Genomic DNA, 17323 nt, shown 5'->3' on the forward strand with positions numbered 1-17323 from the left:
CGCCCTCAGCATTCCTCTGAGATGCGAGCGAACGAGATGTCGGCATTCTCACGGCCCGTCAGCCTCGCGACCTCGGCCAGCAGGGCATCCCGATCAAAGTCGGCTGGCGAGATGATGACTTCAGAAGCCTCCACACTCATTGTCAGTGGACCGATGACCTGAACCTCAGCGTCGTTCGCCTCAATGGTGATCCCGTTGCGTGGTTCGAAGCGAACCTGCCGATTTCCCGCCGACGTGAAGGCGAAAGCCGCGTAGCCGGAAAATTCGAGGCCACGCATCCTGTATCGGAATCCTGGAGCAGCCTGCCTACCCTGCAACTGATCGATCGACATTACCCACCGAGACGAAGACACGACCTCCCCCGGCGCCAAGCGCTCTCCAGCGCCAAATCGGAAAAAGAGAGAGCTGTTGCTCATCCCAATTCCCGTTTTTACCTCACAACCGGTGGCAGACGCGTATTGCGAGAAACGCACCTCGGTACTCAGATACGTAACAGGCGCTCCGTCGCGGCTTGCCGCCTCCGCCTCGAAAGCCTCCAGAGACGCCCGTTCGATAACCAATACTGACAGAGGTTCATCCGCAGACGCGATATCAGGCGGTCGACTCGCGCAAGCGGCGAGCGCGAGCCCGAATAGGAGTGAAGAGATAAAGCGTTGCATCGTTCTGACCCACTGAGCTGGAGAACTGAACCACAGCCCAGCGTCACACGCCACCCTACTCATTCTCGTCCTCATACCCCACAAGATGCAGCGCCTTAGCCTTCCGCCCCTGAAGCTCCGCCCACCGAACAAGCGCATCCTCTCGCCCGTGGGTGACCCACAGCTCTGAGGGATCGACCTCCTCCACCGTGTCCGTCAGCTCGTTCCAGTCGGCATGGTCGGACATGATGATCGGCAGCTCGACACCGCGCTGCTTTGCACGCTGACGAACCCGCATCCACCCACTTGCAAAGGCGGGAAGCGGATCAGGAAAGCGCCGCGCCCAAGTCGACTGGATCGCGGCAGGTGGGCAGACGACGATCTCCCCGGCGAAGCGGTCCTTTTCGCCTTTCCCCTTCTCGATCGTCGCAGGCTCCAGCGGTCCGAGGGGGACGCCGAGTTCTTCGTAGAGGTCGCAGAGCTTCTTCATCGCACCATGGATGAAGATCGGCTTGTCATAGCCCTCTTCGCGCAGGTGGCAGATGAGCCGCTGCGCCTTCCCCAAAGCATAAGCTCCGACAAGATGCGCGCGCTCAGGGAACTGCTCCGTCGAGGCGATCAGCTTGCGCGCCTCCCCATCAGTAGGCGGATGGACAAACACCGGAAGCCCGAAGGTCGCCTCGGATATCAGCACATCGCAAGGCACAGGCTCGAACTGGGCACAGGTCGGATCCCGCCGGCGCTTATAGTCCCCGGTGGTCACGATCCGTGTACCCTTGTGCTCGACCACTGCCTGCGCTGAGCCCAGCACATGGCCAGCAGGCACCAGCCAGACGGTGACGCCGTTCACTTCGACGACCTCGCCATAGGCAATCGGCTGGCGCTTCTCGGTGAACATCTCGCCGTAGCGCACGGCCATGATCGCCAGCGTCTCAGGCGTCGCGAGCACCGCGCCGTGCCCTGCCCGCGCATGGTCGGCATGGCCATGGGTGATGATCGCCCGCCCCACCGGCGCCACCGGGTCGATGTAAAAATCCCCCGGCGGGCAATAGAGCCCCGCAGGCGTCGGGTGGAGGAGGGCTTCAGGCTTCACGCTGAGGGACCTAGGCCGCGCGCTGTCTTCCGCAAGGGACGCTTGACAGGCGCGGGGCCGGGGCGGACCGTCGCACGTAGGAGGTTCCCATGCACCGTTTCCTGATCGCCGCCCTTGCTTTGGTAGGCACCGCCCACGCCGAAACCCTGATCGTCGGCAACAAGGCCGAACACACGGTCAGCTTCATCGACCTTGCGACCGGCGAGGAAGTCGCCCGTCGCGAGACCGGCAAGCATCCCCATGAGATCGTCACCACCCCCGATGGAAAGACAGCGGTGGTCGTGAGCTATCGCGGCCCCGACTACACTGGGAACAGCCTCCACCTCTTCGATGTCGCAGGCATGATCCGGACGGACGTGACGAGCCTTGGCAGCGCGAGAGGGCCCCACGGGCTCAAATGGATTCCGGGTACGGACAAGGTGATCGTCACCACCGAAGCGACCCAGAACGTGGTCATCCTCGACCCGCTCGACGAGCGGACCGGGAGGCGGGTCGCGACGGACCAGCAGGGCTCCCACATGGTCGCCGTCGCCCCTGACGCGGGCCGCGCCTATGTCGCCAACATCGGCTCGGGCAGCTTCACGGTGATTGACCTCAAGCGCAACCGCAAGGTCACGGACGTCAAGGCTGGCGACGGGACCGAAGCGATTGCCGTGACGCCTGACGGCTCGACCATCCTTGTAGGGAACAATGGCTCGAAATCGGTCATGCTGTTCGATGCCATGACGCTGCAGCAGACAGCCGCCTTCGACACACCGGGCGTCCCGATCCGGGTGGAGGTGCACCCCGACGGCGAGAGCTTGGCGGTCAGCCATTTCGATATCGCCGAGGTGCATATCTACGACATGGCGAGCCTCGACCGAACGGCGACGATCAAACTTGCGGAGAATAGCCTCCCGGTCACCATGCTCTACGGCCCCGAAGGCAAGCGCCTCTGGGTCGCGGCGACCCGGGAGCAGATGATCTACGAGATCGATACGTCTACGAATGAGATCACGCGCAAAATGAAGGCTGGCGAAGGCTCAGACGGGCTCGGCTATTCGCCCATCACGCTGGAGCGCGGCTGACTTATCCCCGCCCTCTCCGGCTGCCTTAGGCTCTGGTCACTGAATTGACCGGAGCCGCCCCATGTCCCTCACCTCGACCCGCCTCGGGCTCAGCTACCTCGCCGAAGCCCAGGCGCAGAAGCATGTCACCATCAACGAGACCGTCCGTATGCTGGACACTCTCGTCCACCTCTCCGTGAAGAGCGCCAGCATCGCTACAGAGCCCGCGGGCGTTGACGGCGAGGCCTATATCCTGCCCGCTGGCGCGAGCGGTGCGGCGTGGGACGGCAGGCCGGAAGGGACCGTGATGGCCTTTCAGGAAAACGCCTGGGCTGAGATCACGCCGCTCATCGGGATGGTCGTGTATACGGAGGATGAAGCCAGCCTTAGGGTCTATACCGGCGCGGCTTGGGCAAGCCTCAACGAACCGAGCGTCCTTGGCGTCAACGCCTCGCCCGATGCCACGAACCGCCTGACCGTGAAGTCTGACGCAGCACTCTTCAGCCATGATGACGTCACCCCGGGGTCGGGGGACATGCGCCTCGTGGTGAATAAGGCGGGCGGCACCGAGACCGCGTCGATCCTCTTCCAGTCGGCCTTCTTAGGCAAGGCCGAGTTCGGCCTTACGGGCACGGATGATTTCGTGATCAAGGTCGCTGATGATCAGGGCCAGTTCCGGGATGCGCTGGTGATCGATCGTCAGACCGGTTCGGTCAGTCTACCGAATACAGCGTAGGCGGATCTTTGTCTGTCCATTTTTTTCGAGATGGATCCTGGATCGAGTCCAGGATGACGAAGAAGGAGAGACCACCTCACCACCTGTCATGCTGGACTTGATCCAGCACCCATCACGAGCGTCAGCTCGCCAAAAAAGGCGCTCGAAGAGCCCTGCTCACGCAGGCACAAACAACAGCGCCGCGCCATTGTTGCAATAGCGAAGCCCCGTCGGATCCGGCCCGTCCTTGAAGACATGCCCCTGGTGCCCGCCGCATCGTATGCAATGATATTCCTTACGCGGATAAATTAGCTTGTAGTCCGTCTTGAACCCGAGCGTCCCTTCGGCATAGTCGAAGAAGGACGGCCAGCCGGTTCCTGAGTTGTACTTATACGACGACGGGAAGATCGGCAGGTGGCAGCCCGCGCAGATGAAGACCCCTTCGCGCTTTTCGTCGTTGAGGTCGGAGCTGCCTGCCCATTCGGTCCCTTCCTTACGCAGGATGCGGAACTGCTTGTCGGTCAGGCGCTCGCGCCATTCGTCCTCGGTGATGGCCTTCCAGTCGACGTCGCTCTCGCCCAGCGGCACGGGTTTCACCTCGGTCATCTTGCTCTCCTCGTCGGCATCGTTCGTCCTTGCGCAGCCCACGGCTGGCAGCACCAGCCCCGCGGCGGTGCCTGCGATCAATGTGCGGCGGTCCAGTCTCATCGGCTTGTCCATCCCCTTAAAATGGGCGGCGCCGGGCTGAGGTCAAAGCGGCAGCATCGCCGCAGCCATCATGGCGCCCGGCCAGATGTTCGACTTGAAGAGCATAAGGTTACGCCGGGCGTCCTCGGGATCAAGGCTCGCCACCTGCCAGGTGAGGTGCATCGCGACCGGCAAAAGCACGGGGCTCCACTGCCCCTTCCCGCCGAAGACAAGCGCCGCCGAAGCGAGGGCGATAACGATGGCGTAGAAGACCAGAACGCCCCACCGGACGCCGCCGCCAAGCCGCCTCGCGCTCGATTTGATCCCCGCCAGCGCGTCATCCTCGATGTCCTGCAGCGCGTAGATCGTGTCATAGCCGAGGGTCCAGAAGACCCCCGCAGCATAAAGAAGCGCCGCAGGCAGGGTCACCCCGCCGCTCACCGCCGCCGAGCCGACCAGCACCCCCCAGTTGAAGGTGAGGCCCAGCCAGACCTGCGGCCACCAGGTGATCCGCTTCATGAAGGGATAGGCCGCAACCAGCGCGATTGACGCGATGCCGATCAGGATGGCCGCCATCCCCAGCTGGATCAGCACGAGAAAGCCCACAAGGCAAAGCACCACGGCCAGCGCGAGGCCAGCCTTCCGGCTCACCACGCCTGAAGCAATCGGCCTGTTGCGCGTCCGCTCCACCGAACGGTCGAGGTCCCGGTCCACAAGGTCATTCCAGACGCAACCAGCCGACCGCATCACGAACGAGCCGATGAAGAACAGAACTGCCAGCCACCAGAACCGGCCTGCATCCATCGCCTCTGGCCGGGCTGCCATCATGCCCCAGAGGCAGGGAAGAAAGAGAAGCCAGACGCCGATCGGCCGGTCCACCCGCATCAGCCTCAGATAGGGGCGCACTGCCGCGGGGGCGCGGTCCACGAGCCCCGGCTCGGCGTCGATCGTCTTTTCGGAAACACTCATGGGCGTTGGCCTAGCAGCGCCCGGCCCTCATCAGAAAGTCCCGACAATATCGATAGCCCAGCGCTGATTGTCATAGCGCTCGCGCCGCTCAATCTCCTCAATCACGCCTTCGTCGCGGAAGCCATCATAGCGGATGCGGTTCACCTTGAAGTCCGTATTCGCAATATTGCCGACCCGCAGGCGCAGGATCGCTCCGTAGAAGTCCTTGTACTCAATGCCGGCACCGTAGAACGGCTTGGACAGGGAGAAACGGGTCTCTTCATCGAAGCGGATGAACTCCTCAGGCCCACGTCGCCTCACGTCACCGCCCCAGGCCCAATTCGTACCCGGAATATCGTGACGGAAATCAATGCCATAGAACCAGTCATTGAAACCATTGAAGCTGCGGTTCTCTCCGGTCAGCTGGTCCTCGACCTCGGAGTAGAAGCGCGCGCCCTCGAAGTCGAAACGCCCACCCTTGAGCCCCCAGCGGTCGGTCAACACCGTTCCTTCGAGCCGTGCCGCCGCGAAGCGCGCCTTGGGGATGTTACCCGTCGCGTTCTGCCTGACCAGCTCGCCATCGCGCTCCACCGTAACGAGGACATTGTCCACCCGGTCGGCGATGAACGCGTGATTGAACCGCAAGACGATCCGCTCGTCATTGCCGAAGTCGCGCTGAAGCTCGAGCTCTGAATCCCAGCTCTGCTGCGGTACGAGGTTCTTGTTGCCCGCATCCTCCCGCTCATCGGTGAGGTTCACGGACGAAACGAAGTCGAAGAAGTTGAGCTGGCCCACCGACCGGTCGACCCGGGCCCGCATGCTGAGCTTCTCGCCGAGCGGGAAGGCAAGGCTGACAAAGCCCTTGGGGCGCAGGAAGGACTCTTCGCGGGTCTCTTCGCCCGCCTCATTCTCGACGGTCAGGCGCGACCACTCGCCAGCGAGCGAGGCCTGCACATTGACCTTCTCGAAAATCTTGAAGCCCCGCGTCAGCGACGTCTGTGCACGGAGTTCCTCGACACGAACGCCGGGGATATCCACGACTTCATTGTCGAGGCCATCCTGGATGATGAAGTCGGATTCCACCTCGACAAAGTTGAACGCGGTCTCGCCTGCGAATTCCCATGAGACACCGCTCTCGGTCGCCCAGGCATATTCCGCCCGGCCGATGCTCTCGGCTTCATCGGCGACCTGCTCGAATGTCTGGATGAAGTCTTCCTCACCCGGCGTGCGGAGCTTTGTGCGGCTGAAGAAAGGCGAATGCTCGAACCGGGTATAGCCGATCAGCTTGGCCGTACCCGGACCAATATCATGGCTGAGCTCAGCCGTGATGTCCGTGTTCCACTCATCCTCGGCGTTCTCAGCCGTGCGGAAGCTGCCGTTGGAGCTCTCCGAACGCTCGATCTCCTGGAAATTGCCAAGCTCCCCTGAGCCCGTCAGGCGGAGTTTCGTCCTTGCACTGAAGTCATAGCCGAGGTCATAGGTCAGCCGAGGGCCATCATACTTGATCTGGAGGTGTTCATCGCGCAGCTCGATCAGGTTGCCCATGCCGTTAAGCACTTCCTCTGGCCCGCGCTCGAAGCCTCGGCGGGACCTGCTCGCAAGACCGAGTGTGTAGCTGAGCTTGCCAGCCTCGCCCGACACCGAGACCTGGCCCCGCTGGAAGCGCGGCTTGGTCTCGTCACGGAACTCCATCGAATATTCGTAGCTGCCCGAAAGGTTGGAGCGGTCGATGATGACGTTCGCCACCTGCCCGGTGAGGCCCGTCACGCCGAGGGTCGCAGCGTCCGCCACTTCGATGGCCACGACGGTCGCCGCCGGGGTGCGCTCGAGAATCTCGATGACGTTCGATTCCTTCGACGTCACCCGCTCGCCATTGATGAGGACGTTCGTACCGCCCTGCCCGAGACCACGGCCTTCGGTGTTGTTCCTCACCGAGAAGCCCGGGATGCGACGGACCATGTCAGCAGCCGTCTGGGGGGCGAACCGCTCGAAATAGGCAGGCTCGAACCGCTGGACGCCAGAATTCTCAGCTTCTGCAGGGGCTTGCTGCGCCCAGGCCGCGCCGGGCACCAGGGCAGCCAGAAGGCAGGCTGTCAGGCAGCTTCTCATGGTAGGCCCCTCCCTTGTCGCGGTAGCCCCCGGCTTACCGTTTCTCGTTAAAGGAGTTCGTAACAGAGGGATGGCGTGTGTTCCACCATCACATCGGCCCCTTACAGCAGATTTGCAGCGATGAAGACCCCGCGCGCTCTGTCCCACCTCAAGTCTCTGGACAATTCACCAGCTTCCCGCGATAGGCAGGGCTTCGCATTCTAACGCTTTCGAGGAGCCGAGATGGCCGATCGCTCACCTGCCCGTCTGCAGCCCGACAGCTTCGCCTGGAGCGAAGAAAACAAGACCTGGTGCGCCGAGCAGCTCAAGAAGTACCCCGAGCCGCGCAAGGCTTCGGCGGTGATCCCCTATCTCTGGCGCGCCCAGAAGCAGGAAGGCTGGATCTCCATCGCAGCGATGGAGACGATCGCGAGCCAGCTCGAGATGCCCTACATCCGGGTCTACGAGGTCGCGACCTTCTACACGATGTTCAACCTGCGCCCGGTGGGGAAATACTTCGTCCAGCTTTGCGGCACGACGCCCTGCATGCTTCGCGGCGCTGAGGACCTCGCCGAGGTTTGCCGTGACGTGATCGGCCCGCAGAACGCCATCAATGAGAGCGGCAATCTCTCCTGGCTCGAAGTCGAATGCCTCGGCGCCTGCTGCAACGCACCGATGGTCCAGATCAACGACTATTACTATCAGGACCTCACCCAAGAGAGCTTCCGCGAGATCCTCGCCAAGCTCGACAAGGGTGAATATGTCGAGCCCGGCGTCTTCAACGAAGGCCGCCACACCTCCGATCCTGAAGGTGAGAACACGACCCTCACCGATGACAGCATCTATCAGGGCGAGCAGGCGAAAGAGATCACCAAGCTCCCTGGCACCGACGCTGCCTAACTCCTCATCGGAGGGGACCTAGAAGGTCCCCTCGAGGTTGAAGCCGACAATTGCCTTGTAGTCCCGCGACCGCGCCTCGCGGAAGAGGACGTTCCCTTCCGTCCGGAACCCGTCATAGACCGTGCGCTCGAACCGTTCGTCCATGTCGAGAAGGTTCACGACATAGGCGCTGAGGTTCATCCCGAAGAAGTCCTTGTGGACGACATAGAACTCTGTCTGCGGCTGGCTGAAGCTCTGGAAGCTCGTCTGGAAGATCTGCTCACGGCCTTCGAACTCGAGGTGCGTGATGTCGAAGCCGTAGGCATAGTCGGTGTTCGGAATGTCGTGCCGGTAGTTCATGTTCACGAAGTACCGCAGATTGCCCGAAAACGGACGTGCTTCGCCGGTCAGGGGATCATCAAGTTCGGTAAAGTGGCGCTCCCCTGAGAAATCGACCCGGGCGCCAGTGATCCCGAACCTGTCGAGAAGCGTTGTCCCTTCCATCTCGAGAGACAGGCTCCGCGCCTCATCGATGTTGCCGATGGCCTCCTCGCCATCGACGAGGATGTTGTCGACCCGGTCCTCGATCAGGCGAACCCGTGTACGGAAGATGATCTTCTCTTCCTCGGCCCAGCGCTTCTCAAGCTCAAGCTCGCCTTCCCAGGCCTGCTGCGGGACAAGGTCAGTGTTGCCTGCCGAGGTTTGCTCATTATTGAGATCGAGGGAGCTGACGAATGCGAAGAAGTTGAGCTGGCCCACAGTCCTGTCGATCCGTGCACGGATATCGAACTTCTCATTGACCGGGTAGGCAAGGCTCACATAGCCCCTCGGCCTGAAGAAGCTGCGCGGCTCGCTCTCGACACCTGCGACCATCGACTGGATCTCGGAATACTCCGAGCCCACCGAGCCCTGGAAGGCGAGCTTGTCGAAGAACTTCCTGTTGTAGGTCAGCGAACTCTGGATCCGGTCTTCGGTGACCTCGACCGGGTCGAGATCGCTGACGTCGATCATACCCGCATCATTGGTCTCGAAGCTCGATTCCGTCTCCAGCGTGTTGAGCGCATATTCTGCGGCCAGTTCCCACGAACGCTCGTTCGGGCGCGCGATCACATACTCAAATCTGCCAATAGCTTCCGCTTCATCAGCTGTCTGAAAGAAGGTGTCGACGGGAAGGACCTCGTCCTCCTCGAAGGTCGTCAGGCGCGACTGGAACGGGCTATGCTCAAACCGGTAGTAGCCGATGATCTTCGCATCGCCGGGGCCGATCGTCTTGGTGAAATCAGCGTTGATCGACGCGTTCCATTCGTCCTCAGCGTCTTCGCTGATCCGGACCACCCCGTCGGCGCGCTCCGAAATCTCCCGGCCGTCGAAGCTGAAAAGCGTTCCGTCCGCGTTGATATTGTATTTGAGACCAGAGGTTTGCCCGCCCGAGAGGCTCGCTTCGATCGAGTGATTCTCACCGAAATACTGGCCATCCTCGTAGCGTTCTTCCGTGAACGTTCCATCTGGACCAAAGACATATTCAGGACCCCGGTGGCCGTTGCGGAAGGGGCTGTTGCTGACACCGACGGTGAACGACGTCCCGCCTGTCTCGCCGCTGATGGAGATCTCCGCATTGGCTATCCGCGGCGGCAGGCCATGCCTGAACTGAGGCGACCATCGCCAGTTGCCCTTGAGCTCTCCCCGCTCCACGATCACGTTCGCAACCTGACCCGTCAGGCCCGTCACACCGAGGCTAGCTGCATCGACGATCTCGATACGGACAACCGAGCTCGCCGGCGTATTGCCGAGGATATCGAGGGCACCGGAGGTCTTCGAAGTGATACGCTCGCCGTTGATCAGGACGTTCGTTCCGCCCTGTCCAAGGCCACGACCTCCCTGATTGTTCCTTACACTGAAGCCTGGTACACGCCGGAGCATATCGAGGGCCGTCTGCGGGTTGAAACGTTCGAAGAAGGCAGGCTCATAGACCTCCGCTTCGGAGACCTCCACGGCTGCTTCCGTTTGAGCGAGGGTCATCGTCGGCAGCATCGCGAGCGATGCCGCCGCTGCAAGAGCGAGGCTTTTTTTCAATGTCTTGTTCCCTGCGAGCGGCAAGCTCCATCCCGTGGAACTTACCGTTTTCCGATAAGCTGGAGGTAACATCGCCTACACTTGTAGGCTACCCCTTGATCCGACGAAATGACTACAGATGTGGTCGAATGTGATGACAATTCTGTCATGTTCTAACAGCTGCTAAATGACAGCTCGGACATGATGCGCCGCACTGTTCTTGGGGCATGCTCGTCAGCATGCAGCCGAAAGGAAGAGCCATGCTCCGTGCCGCCGCCATTTCCGCCCTCCTCGCCATCTCCTCCGCCCACGCAGGGGACAAAACCAACGATGCCATCGCGGCAGCCGTGTTCGATTACTTCGACGGCCAGGGCGAGCGCAGCGCCGAGCGCCTGAACCGCGCTTTCTCAGCCGAGCATGCAAGAATGATCGGCGTCCTGAAGGATGACGGGGAAACGGTTGTCCGCACCTGGGAGATGGAGGACACCATCGCCAATTGGTCGAAGGGCGACCCCATCACCGATGAGCGGACAGGCAAGATCGTCTCGATGAATGTTGTCGACGACAGGCTCGCCGTGGTGCTCTTCGATTCCAATGGACGCTTTCTCGACGCACTGACCCTCGCCAAAGTCGGTGAGGACTGGAAGATCATGTCGAAGGTGTTCATCGTTCAGGAATGAACAAGCTCCTCCCCGCCGCTCTCGCCCTCCTCACAAGCTTCGGCCTCGCCCACGCCGAGGAGGGCAAGCGCATCGCCATCACGTTCGATGACGCCCCGCGCTCGGACAGCAGGGTCATGACCGGCGATCAGCGGACGGAGCTCTTCCTGAGCTCGCTCGCCAAGGCTGAGATGCCGCCAGCCACGATCTTCGTCACCACCCGCGGGATCGAGCAGCTGGAGACAGGCCACGCACGGGTGAAGGCCTACGCTGATGCAGGCCATCTGATCGCCAACCACTCCCACAGCCACCCATGGCTGTCGCGCACGCCCCTCGAGACCTATCTCGCTGACCTCGACAAGGCGGAGGAGCTTCTGACGGGCTTCGCCAACCGCAGGGCCTGGTTCCGCTTTCCGTTCCTCGACGAAGAACGTCAGGACAAGGTCAAACGCGACGCCATGCGGAAGGCTCTCGCCGACCGCGGGCTCTTCTCCGGTTACGTCACCGTCGACACCTATGACTGGCACATGGAGAGCCGGTGGCAACAAGCTGTCCGGGATGGCCTGCCTGTCGACAAGGAAGCTCTGAAGGACGCCTATGTCGCGATGGTCGTCGAGGCGTCGGAGCACTACCATCATCTCTCGGAGGAATGGCTGGACCGCCAGCCCGCTCACGTACTCCTCCTCCACGAGAACGACCTCGCGGCGAACTTCATTGACGAAGCGATCGACGCGCTCCGAGCCAAAGGCTGGGAAATCATCTCCGCGGACGAAGCCTATGCGGACCCGATCGCTACGAAGCTTCCCGATACGCTCTTCGCAGGGATGGGCCGCGTCTCCGCCCTCGCGTACGAACGAGGCGCAAGGGGTTCTGAGACCTTCGACCATTGGTCTGCGGATGAAGACGGAATAAACAACCGGCTTGCAGAGCTCGGTGCGATCCCGAAGCCTGACTAGACGACGAGGAATATCCCGGCGGCTGCCAGCGCAACGCTCATGAACGCGATGGCCATGACCAGCCCGTCGCGGACCAGAAGCGCCAGCCCAAAGAGCGCAATCGCCGCCATCGGGATGGCGCTCGCAAACGGGATCAGCTCAAGCGGCGGAACCGTCAGGCAGAGGCAGATCACAAGAAACGCCGCAAGCTTGACCATCGGTGTACGAAGAAGATGCCGGAACCGCTCGCGGGTGTGCCGGTCGAGCCATTTGGCGAGCGGCCTGATCATCTGATCGGCCTTCTCGATCGCTGCGCCCTTGACCCGCCGCCTCTCGATGAACCCCGGCACCCAGATGTGCTCGCGCCCCGCCAGCATCTGCACCGCAGCCGTTAGCACAATGAAGGCGAGGACCGTCGGCACACCCGGTATTCCGCCCACAGGCGAGAGCTCGATCAGCGCCGGGACCAGGAGGAACGGCCCGTAACTGCGGTTGCCAATCGAATCGAGGATCGTGCCCACGGACACCTTGCCAGACCCCGCAGCGTTCTCACGCCGGACAGCCTCATCCAGCGTGTCGAGGAGGCCGGTGACGGAGCTCGTGGTCTCGGACATGGGGAGAAAACAGGCGCCCCATGCCGCTGGTTCCCTTCAACCCCCCGTCAGGTCGCGGGCGCCTCACGGAAGCCCCAATTGAGCTTGCTCTCGTCGCCGTCCGCAAAGGTCGCGCACCATGCCCGGACCCTTGGGTTCATCACCGCGAACCAGACCGGCGGGACCAGGGCCATGGTGATGCAGCCGGGATAGCCCGAGGGAAGCCTTGGCAGCTCATCGAAGTTGCGCAGGCACTGGTAGGGCCGGGCCGGGTTCGCATGGTGATCGGAATGGCGCTGCAGGTTGATGGTCACGATGTTGGAGACGACATGGTTCGTGTTCCAACTATGGTAGGGCTTGCACGGCTCATAACGCCCGTTCGGCAGCTTCTCCCGCTTCAACCCATAGTGCTCGATGTAGTTGACCACCGTGAGGGCGAACCAGCCAAGATAGTGGTGGAGCACGATGAACGGCAGCGCGACCCAACCGAGCCAGGCAATCATCGCCGCGGCGAAGACCAGCGTCACCGCATAGCTCTGCAAGATCTCGTTGTGGTGAGAAAAAACAGGCAGCTTCTTGTTCCGCAGGCGCTTGGCCTCATGCATCCACCCCCGCCGGAAGGCCCCGATAATGTCGCGAAACATGAAGCCGTAGACCGTCTCGTTCATCCGGGCTGACGCGCAGTCTTCGGGCGTGGCCACATGCACATGGTGCCCGCGATTATGCTCGATACAAAAATGTCCGTACCCGATGATCGACAGGGCGAACTTCGCCATCTGCCGGTCGAGATTGTTCGTACGGTGACCAAGCTCATGGGCATAGACGAGGACCTGACCTGCACCAAGGCCGAAGGAGAACATGAACGGAATTGCCGCCCAGAGCGGAAGCCCATCGACCAGCAGCATGATACCGAGGGCGAAGTTCAGCAGATAGACCGGAAGGATCGCAAAGATAAGGTTCGTATAGAAACGGTCTGCCTCAAGCCGCTTGTACTCGTCCTCAGGCGGAACGGTCTCATCCTCCCCGATCAGGAAGTCGAGGATCGGGATGATGACATAGAACCAGATCGCTGGAAGGAGGGTCACCCAGGCCGCACCGCCCAGCGCATGGTAGAGCGCCACCGTCAGGGTCACGGCAAAGGCATGGGGCACGCCGAACAGGAACAGGAACCGCCGGGGCGCCCTCACCTGGAGAGGCTTGCGAACAGCATTGGCGACAGTCGAGCTCATGGCGGTCCTCCTTATCGAACCTCCCTCAATCTAGTGGAGGAACCTTTCCGCCTCCATCCATCTCATCATTCGCTGGCACGAACATTATTATGCCCGCCGCCCTGCCTTGACTTCAGGAAGACGCGCAGGACCTGATCGCCGCGGCCGTCTGGCTCGCACCGATCTCCCGGGCAGCTTCCACGGGCCTGTCGGTCGCGATCACGTCGAGCCCTGCATCCTCGAGCCCGGCGTAAAGCCCGCGCTCGCCAGCCGCCGCGCGGCGGTCGAGCCTGCCGATGGCGCCGCCCGAGGTGCTGACGTCCTTCTCGCCTAGGACGCGGTAGAGGGCAGCATTGGGGTTCTCGATCAGCCCGGTCCACGCAACGAGCCTTCCCTTGGGCAGGCCCCGCCGCTCAAGGTCGGCAAGGTGCGCAGAGTTGTCGACCGACGCGATGACCGAGAGGAGCGGCGAAGCCTGCGCCGCAATGATTGCGCCATTGTCGGAATAGGTGATGATCGCCGCATGGCCCTCGGCACCCTTGGCCACCACGGCCCGCGCGACTTTCCTGAGAGAGACGCCCCGCTTGACGTCGAGCTGCAGGATCGTCTTGCCGCGCATCGCGTCCAGCGCCTCATCGAGGGTCGGGATCCGGAACTCGGTGAGCCTGCCGTCCTTATCCTTGAGGCGGAGCGCCTTCACTTCCTCCAGCGTCAGATCCGAGATGTCTCCCGACCCATCACTTGTCCGGTCCACCGTCTCATCGTGGAGGAGGACCAGCACCCCGTCGGAGGTTTCGCGGACGTCGGTCTCGATGAGCGCAGGGACCCGGGACAGGGTCCGCTCGAAGGTCTCGATGGCGTTCTCAGGAAATCCCGGAGCTGGCCCGCCCCGGTGCGCGCTGACGATGGCTTCCTTGCCCTCGAGGCACGAAAGGAATGCTGCGGCGGTGACGTCGGTGGTAATCGGGGCCGTCGGCTCGCCATTCCCGGCGTCCTCGGCACAGCCAATCAGCGAGAGTGCGGCGGCGGCTCCGGCCAAGCTCTTGAGTGTCATATTCGCTCCCCAGCAATGCCCCTAGGCTTCGACGGGGCGCGATTAAGCAAATTTGATTGAATGGCGCCAGCAACTCCTGATCGTCGGCGCGTCAGAACGCAGCCTTGCGCCCGGCTCGCCTTCGCCGTAGCTGCAGCCGGTACGCATTCACTGAGGTGACGGGCACCACCATGCTCCAGGACAAAGACCGCATTTTCCAGAACCTTTACGGCCTCCAGGACCCCTTCCTCGAAGGGGCCAAGAAGCGCGGCGCGTGGAACGCGACGAAGCAGATGCTGGACCAGGGACCTGAGTGGATCATCGACCAGGTCAAGGAATCGGGTCTCCGCGGCCGCGGAGGTGCTGGCTTCTCCACCGGCCTCAAATGGTCGTTCATGCCGAAGGAAGTGAAGGACCGCCCTCACTACCTCGTCGTGAACGCCGACGAATCAGAGCCCGGCACCTGCAAGGACCGCGAGATCATGCGGCACGATCCGCACCTCTTCATCGAGGGCTGCCTCGTCGCCTCTTTCGCGATGAAGGCGCACGCCTGCTACATCTACATCCGCGGTGAATACATCCACGAGCGCGAGCAGCTCCAAAAGGCCATCGACGAAGCCTACGCCGCGAACCTCGTCGGCAAGGACAACATCCACGGCTGGCCGTTCGACATCTACATCCACCACGGCGCAGGCGCTTACATCTGCGGCGAGGAAACGGCGCTTCTTGAAAGCCTCGAAGGCAAGAAAGGCCAGCCGCGCCTCAAGCCGCCCTTCCCCGCAGGCGCTGGCCTCTACGGCTGCCCGACCACGGTGAACAATGTGGAGTCGATCGCGGTCGTCCCGACGATCCTCCGCCGCGGCGCTGACTGGTTCAAAGGCTTCGGCCGCCCGAATAATCACGGCACGAAGCTTTTCTGCATCTCCGGCCACGTCAACAAGCCGTGCAACGTCGAAGAAGAGATGTCGATCCCGCTCAAGACCCTGCTCGAGCGCCATTGCGGCGGCGTGCGCGGCGGCTGGGACAACCTCAAGGCTGTGATCCCCGGCGGATCGTCCGTGCGCTGTCTTCCCAAGGATATCTGCGACGATGTCCTGATGGATTTCGACGCCCTGCGTGAGCACCAGTCAGGCCTTGGCACCGCGGCGGTCATCGTCATGGACAAGTCCACGGACATGGTCAAAGCGATCGCCCGCATCGCCTACTTCTACAAGCACGAGAGCTGCGGCCAGTGCACACCGTGCCGTGAAGGTACCGGCTGGATGTGGCGTGTGCTGACGAGGATGGAGCGCGGCGAGGCCGAGATGTCCGAGATCGACAAGCTCCTCGACGTGGCTGGCCAGATCGAAGGGCACACCATCTGCGCCCTTGGCGACGCAGCCGCATGGCCGGTGCAGGGCCTGATCCAGCACTTCCGCCATGAGATCGAAGAGAAGATCACCAACTACCGCCGCGCACCGGGCCACGTGGCCGTGCCGTATATGGCCGCTGAGTAACGCGAACACGCGAAAGTCCTACTTTGCTAGGACTTCCCCGTAGAGGGCGAGCATCCGCTCGCCCTTCATCTTCCAGGCAAAATGTTCCTCGACGCGCTGGCGTCCCGCCTCGCCCATGGCGCGCATCCGCTCCATGTCCGAGCCTAAAGAGCGCATCGCCTCGGCAAGATCATCCCTGAACTGATCACGTGACGTTGGCGGCACGAGGATGCCTGTCTCAGGCCTGACGTAATCTGCAGGCCCGCCCCAGTCCGAAGCGATCACGGCGCGCCTCAGCGCCATCGCTTCGAGGACAACAGCGCCGCCGCACTCGTAGACCGAGGGCAATGCGAGGCAGTGCGCCTCGGCCATCTCCCGCACAACGTCAGCCTGCGGAATAGCACCCAGGAACCTGACCCTGCCGCCAAGCCCAAGCTCGCCAGCCAGCTTCTGCCAAGCGGCCCGCTCGACCCCGTCACCGCAAATCGTGAGGGTCTCATCGCCACCAAGTTGCGCAAACGCCTCGAGAAGAATGTCGAGTGCCTTCCAGTTGACGAGACGCCCAACAAAAATGAACCGCGCAGGACCGTCAGCCATCGGACGTTCATCCTGCCACAGGGAGAGGTCAACACCGTTCTCGACGAACTCCACGACCCGCGAAGCATCAACGCCGTCAGGCAACCCCGCAGCCGTCCGCTCATTCGAGACCAGCACTCGCGCAGCCTTCGGCTTCCCGCCGAACACGGAATGCATGGGCGCAGACAGCTTCCGCGCCAAGCCCTCGGCTTCCTCGGAGGCATCGCCATAGCTCGTCGCAAAGCCGTCAGGGAACGTCATGTTCCCGTTGAGGGGGCCGATCACAACAGGGATCCTCGGGTGGGTCACAGGCGAGGGCAGCCTCGGCGAGACAGGGATCACCTGATGGATCAGGTCGATGCCGTCGCGGTCTGCGATCTTCCGCGCCTCTTTCCCAAGGCGGATCATCGAGGTCAGCTGCAGGGAGAACCCACCAAGCCGCCAGGCGATGCCCTTCGACTTCTGCCGGAACTTCCAGATCTCACGCTCGGCTCCGGAGTCCTCGATGTAGTGGACAGGCATGCCAGCGAAGGCGCTCGCGTCGATCTCTTCCTTGCACCTGACATGGGTCAGGAGCCGCGCATCGACGCCGAGGGCGCGAAGCTCCCGCAGCCAGTGGAGGGGCAGGATCGCCTCTCCACCCATCCGCGCCGAAGCGTTGGGCGCAACGAGCAGGACGCGCATGGCCGAACCCTCCG

The 17323-nt window shown here is 62.4% G+C and carries 16 protein-coding genes; 6 read left to right on the forward strand and 10 right to left on the reverse strand.

What is annotated here, in order from left to right:
- Positions 1–5: 5 nt before the first annotated feature.
- Both HK107_RS04165 and HK107_RS04170 read right to left on the reverse strand, forming a co-directional pair.
- Complete coding sequence (locus HK107_RS04165; protein ID WP_173197029.1) at positions 6–659, reverse strand: hypothetical protein; 654 nt, start codon at positions 657–659, stop codon at positions 6–8.
- A 55-nt stretch (positions 660–714) separates the two neighbouring features.
- The gene (locus HK107_RS04170) at positions 715–1731 is read right to left on the reverse strand and encodes a ligase-associated DNA damage response exonuclease (RefSeq protein ID WP_173197030.1); all 1017 of its coding nucleotides are present in this window, start codon (positions 1729–1731) and stop codon (positions 715–717) included.
- A gap of 89 nt (positions 1732–1820) precedes the next feature.
- Here HK107_RS04170 and HK107_RS04175 point away from each other — a divergent pair, with 89 nt between their 5' ends.
- Both HK107_RS04175 and HK107_RS04180 read left to right on the forward strand, forming a co-directional pair.
- The gene (locus HK107_RS04175; protein ID WP_173197031.1) at positions 1821–2798 is read left to right on the forward strand and encodes a YncE family protein; all 978 of its coding nucleotides are present in this window, start codon (positions 1821–1823) and stop codon (positions 2796–2798) included.
- Positions 2799–2859: 61 nt separating this feature from the next.
- Positions 2860–3513 carry a DUF2793 domain-containing protein gene (locus HK107_RS04180; RefSeq protein WP_173197032.1) on the forward strand — a complete coding sequence of 218 codons (654 nt, stop codon included), beginning with the start codon at positions 2860–2862 and terminating at the stop codon, positions 3511–3513.
- Between the two features lie 156 nt (positions 3514–3669).
- Here HK107_RS04180 and msrB read toward each other — a convergent pair whose 3' ends face one another.
- The 3 genes from msrB to HK107_RS04195 are packed head-to-tail and all read right to left on the reverse strand — an operon-like array spanning position 3670 to position 7236.
- On the reverse strand, positions 3670–4200 hold the full coding sequence (msrB, locus tag HK107_RS04185; RefSeq protein ID WP_173197033.1) for a peptide-methionine (R)-S-oxide reductase MsrB: 531 nt from the start codon (positions 4198–4200) through the stop codon (positions 3670–3672).
- A 42-nt stretch (positions 4201–4242) separates the two neighbouring features.
- Complete coding sequence (gene ubiA, locus HK107_RS04190; protein WP_173197034.1) at positions 4243–5148, reverse strand: 4-hydroxybenzoate octaprenyltransferase; 906 nt, start codon at positions 5146–5148, stop codon at positions 4243–4245.
- 30 nt (positions 5149–5178) lie between these two features.
- Positions 5179–7236, reverse strand: coding sequence for a TonB-dependent receptor (locus tag HK107_RS04195; protein ID WP_173197036.1), 2058 nt, complete (start codon positions 7234–7236; stop codon positions 5179–5181).
- Between the two features lie 222 nt (positions 7237–7458).
- On the opposite strand from HK107_RS04195, the gene nuoE reads away from it, so the two are divergent.
- Positions 7459–8115 (forward strand): NADH-quinone oxidoreductase subunit NuoE, encoded by a 657-nt coding sequence (gene nuoE, locus HK107_RS04200; RefSeq protein ID WP_173197038.1) that lies wholly within the window; start codon positions 7459–7461, stop codon positions 8113–8115.
- An 18-nt stretch (positions 8116–8133) separates the two neighbouring features.
- Here the strand turns inward: nuoE and HK107_RS04205 are convergent, their stop codons facing one another.
- Positions 8134–10167 carry a TonB-dependent receptor plug domain-containing protein gene (locus HK107_RS04205; protein WP_173197040.1) on the reverse strand — a complete coding sequence of 678 codons (2034 nt, stop codon included), beginning with the start codon at positions 10165–10167 and terminating at the stop codon, positions 8134–8136.
- A 239-nt stretch (positions 10168–10406) separates the two neighbouring features.
- Here HK107_RS04205 and HK107_RS04210 point away from each other — a divergent pair, with 239 nt between their 5' ends.
- Positions 10407–10826 carry a nuclear transport factor 2 family protein gene (locus HK107_RS04210; protein ID WP_173197042.1) on the forward strand — a complete coding sequence of 140 codons (420 nt, stop codon included), beginning with the start codon at positions 10407–10409 and terminating at the stop codon, positions 10824–10826.
- Positions 10823–11761, forward strand: coding sequence for a polysaccharide deacetylase family protein (locus HK107_RS04215; RefSeq protein WP_173197044.1), 939 nt, complete (start codon positions 10823–10825; stop codon positions 11759–11761). Before HK107_RS04210 ends, HK107_RS04215 begins: the two co-directional genes overlap by 4 nt.
- Here HK107_RS04215 and HK107_RS04220 read toward each other — a convergent pair.
- From HK107_RS04220 to HK107_RS04230, 3 genes are all read right to left on the reverse strand, one after another.
- A complete protein-coding gene (locus HK107_RS04220; RefSeq protein ID WP_173197046.1) occupies positions 11758–12354 on the reverse strand; it encodes an exopolysaccharide biosynthesis protein in 597 nt (198 codons plus the stop codon). The two genes, HK107_RS04215 and HK107_RS04220, sit on opposite strands and share 4 nt — an antisense overlap.
- A gap of 47 nt (positions 12355–12401) precedes the next feature.
- Complete coding sequence (locus tag HK107_RS04225; RefSeq protein WP_173197048.1) at positions 12402–13562, reverse strand: alkane 1-monooxygenase; 1161 nt, start codon at positions 13560–13562, stop codon at positions 12402–12404.
- A gap of 112 nt (positions 13563–13674) precedes the next feature.
- Positions 13675–14595 (reverse strand): glycerophosphodiester phosphodiesterase family protein, encoded by a 921-nt coding sequence (locus HK107_RS04230; RefSeq protein ID WP_173197050.1) that lies wholly within the window; start codon positions 14593–14595, stop codon positions 13675–13677.
- A 170-nt stretch (positions 14596–14765) separates the two neighbouring features.
- Here HK107_RS04230 and nuoF point away from each other — a divergent pair, with 170 nt between their 5' ends.
- Complete coding sequence (nuoF, locus tag HK107_RS04235) at positions 14766–16070, forward strand: NADH-quinone oxidoreductase subunit NuoF (RefSeq protein WP_173197051.1); 1305 nt, start codon at positions 14766–14768, stop codon at positions 16068–16070.
- 18 nt (positions 16071–16088) lie between these two features.
- Here nuoF and HK107_RS04240 read toward each other — a convergent pair whose 3' ends face one another.
- Positions 16089–17309: a glycosyltransferase family 4 protein gene (locus HK107_RS04240; protein WP_173197052.1), complete on the reverse strand. Its 1221-nt coding sequence runs from the start codon at positions 17307–17309 to the stop codon at positions 16089–16091.
- Between the last annotated feature and the right edge of the window lie 14 nt (positions 17310–17323).

This window comes from Parvularcula mediterranea, from assembly GCF_013085255.1.
GTDB lineage: Bacteria > Pseudomonadota > Alphaproteobacteria > Caulobacterales > Parvularculaceae > Parvularcula > Parvularcula mediterranea.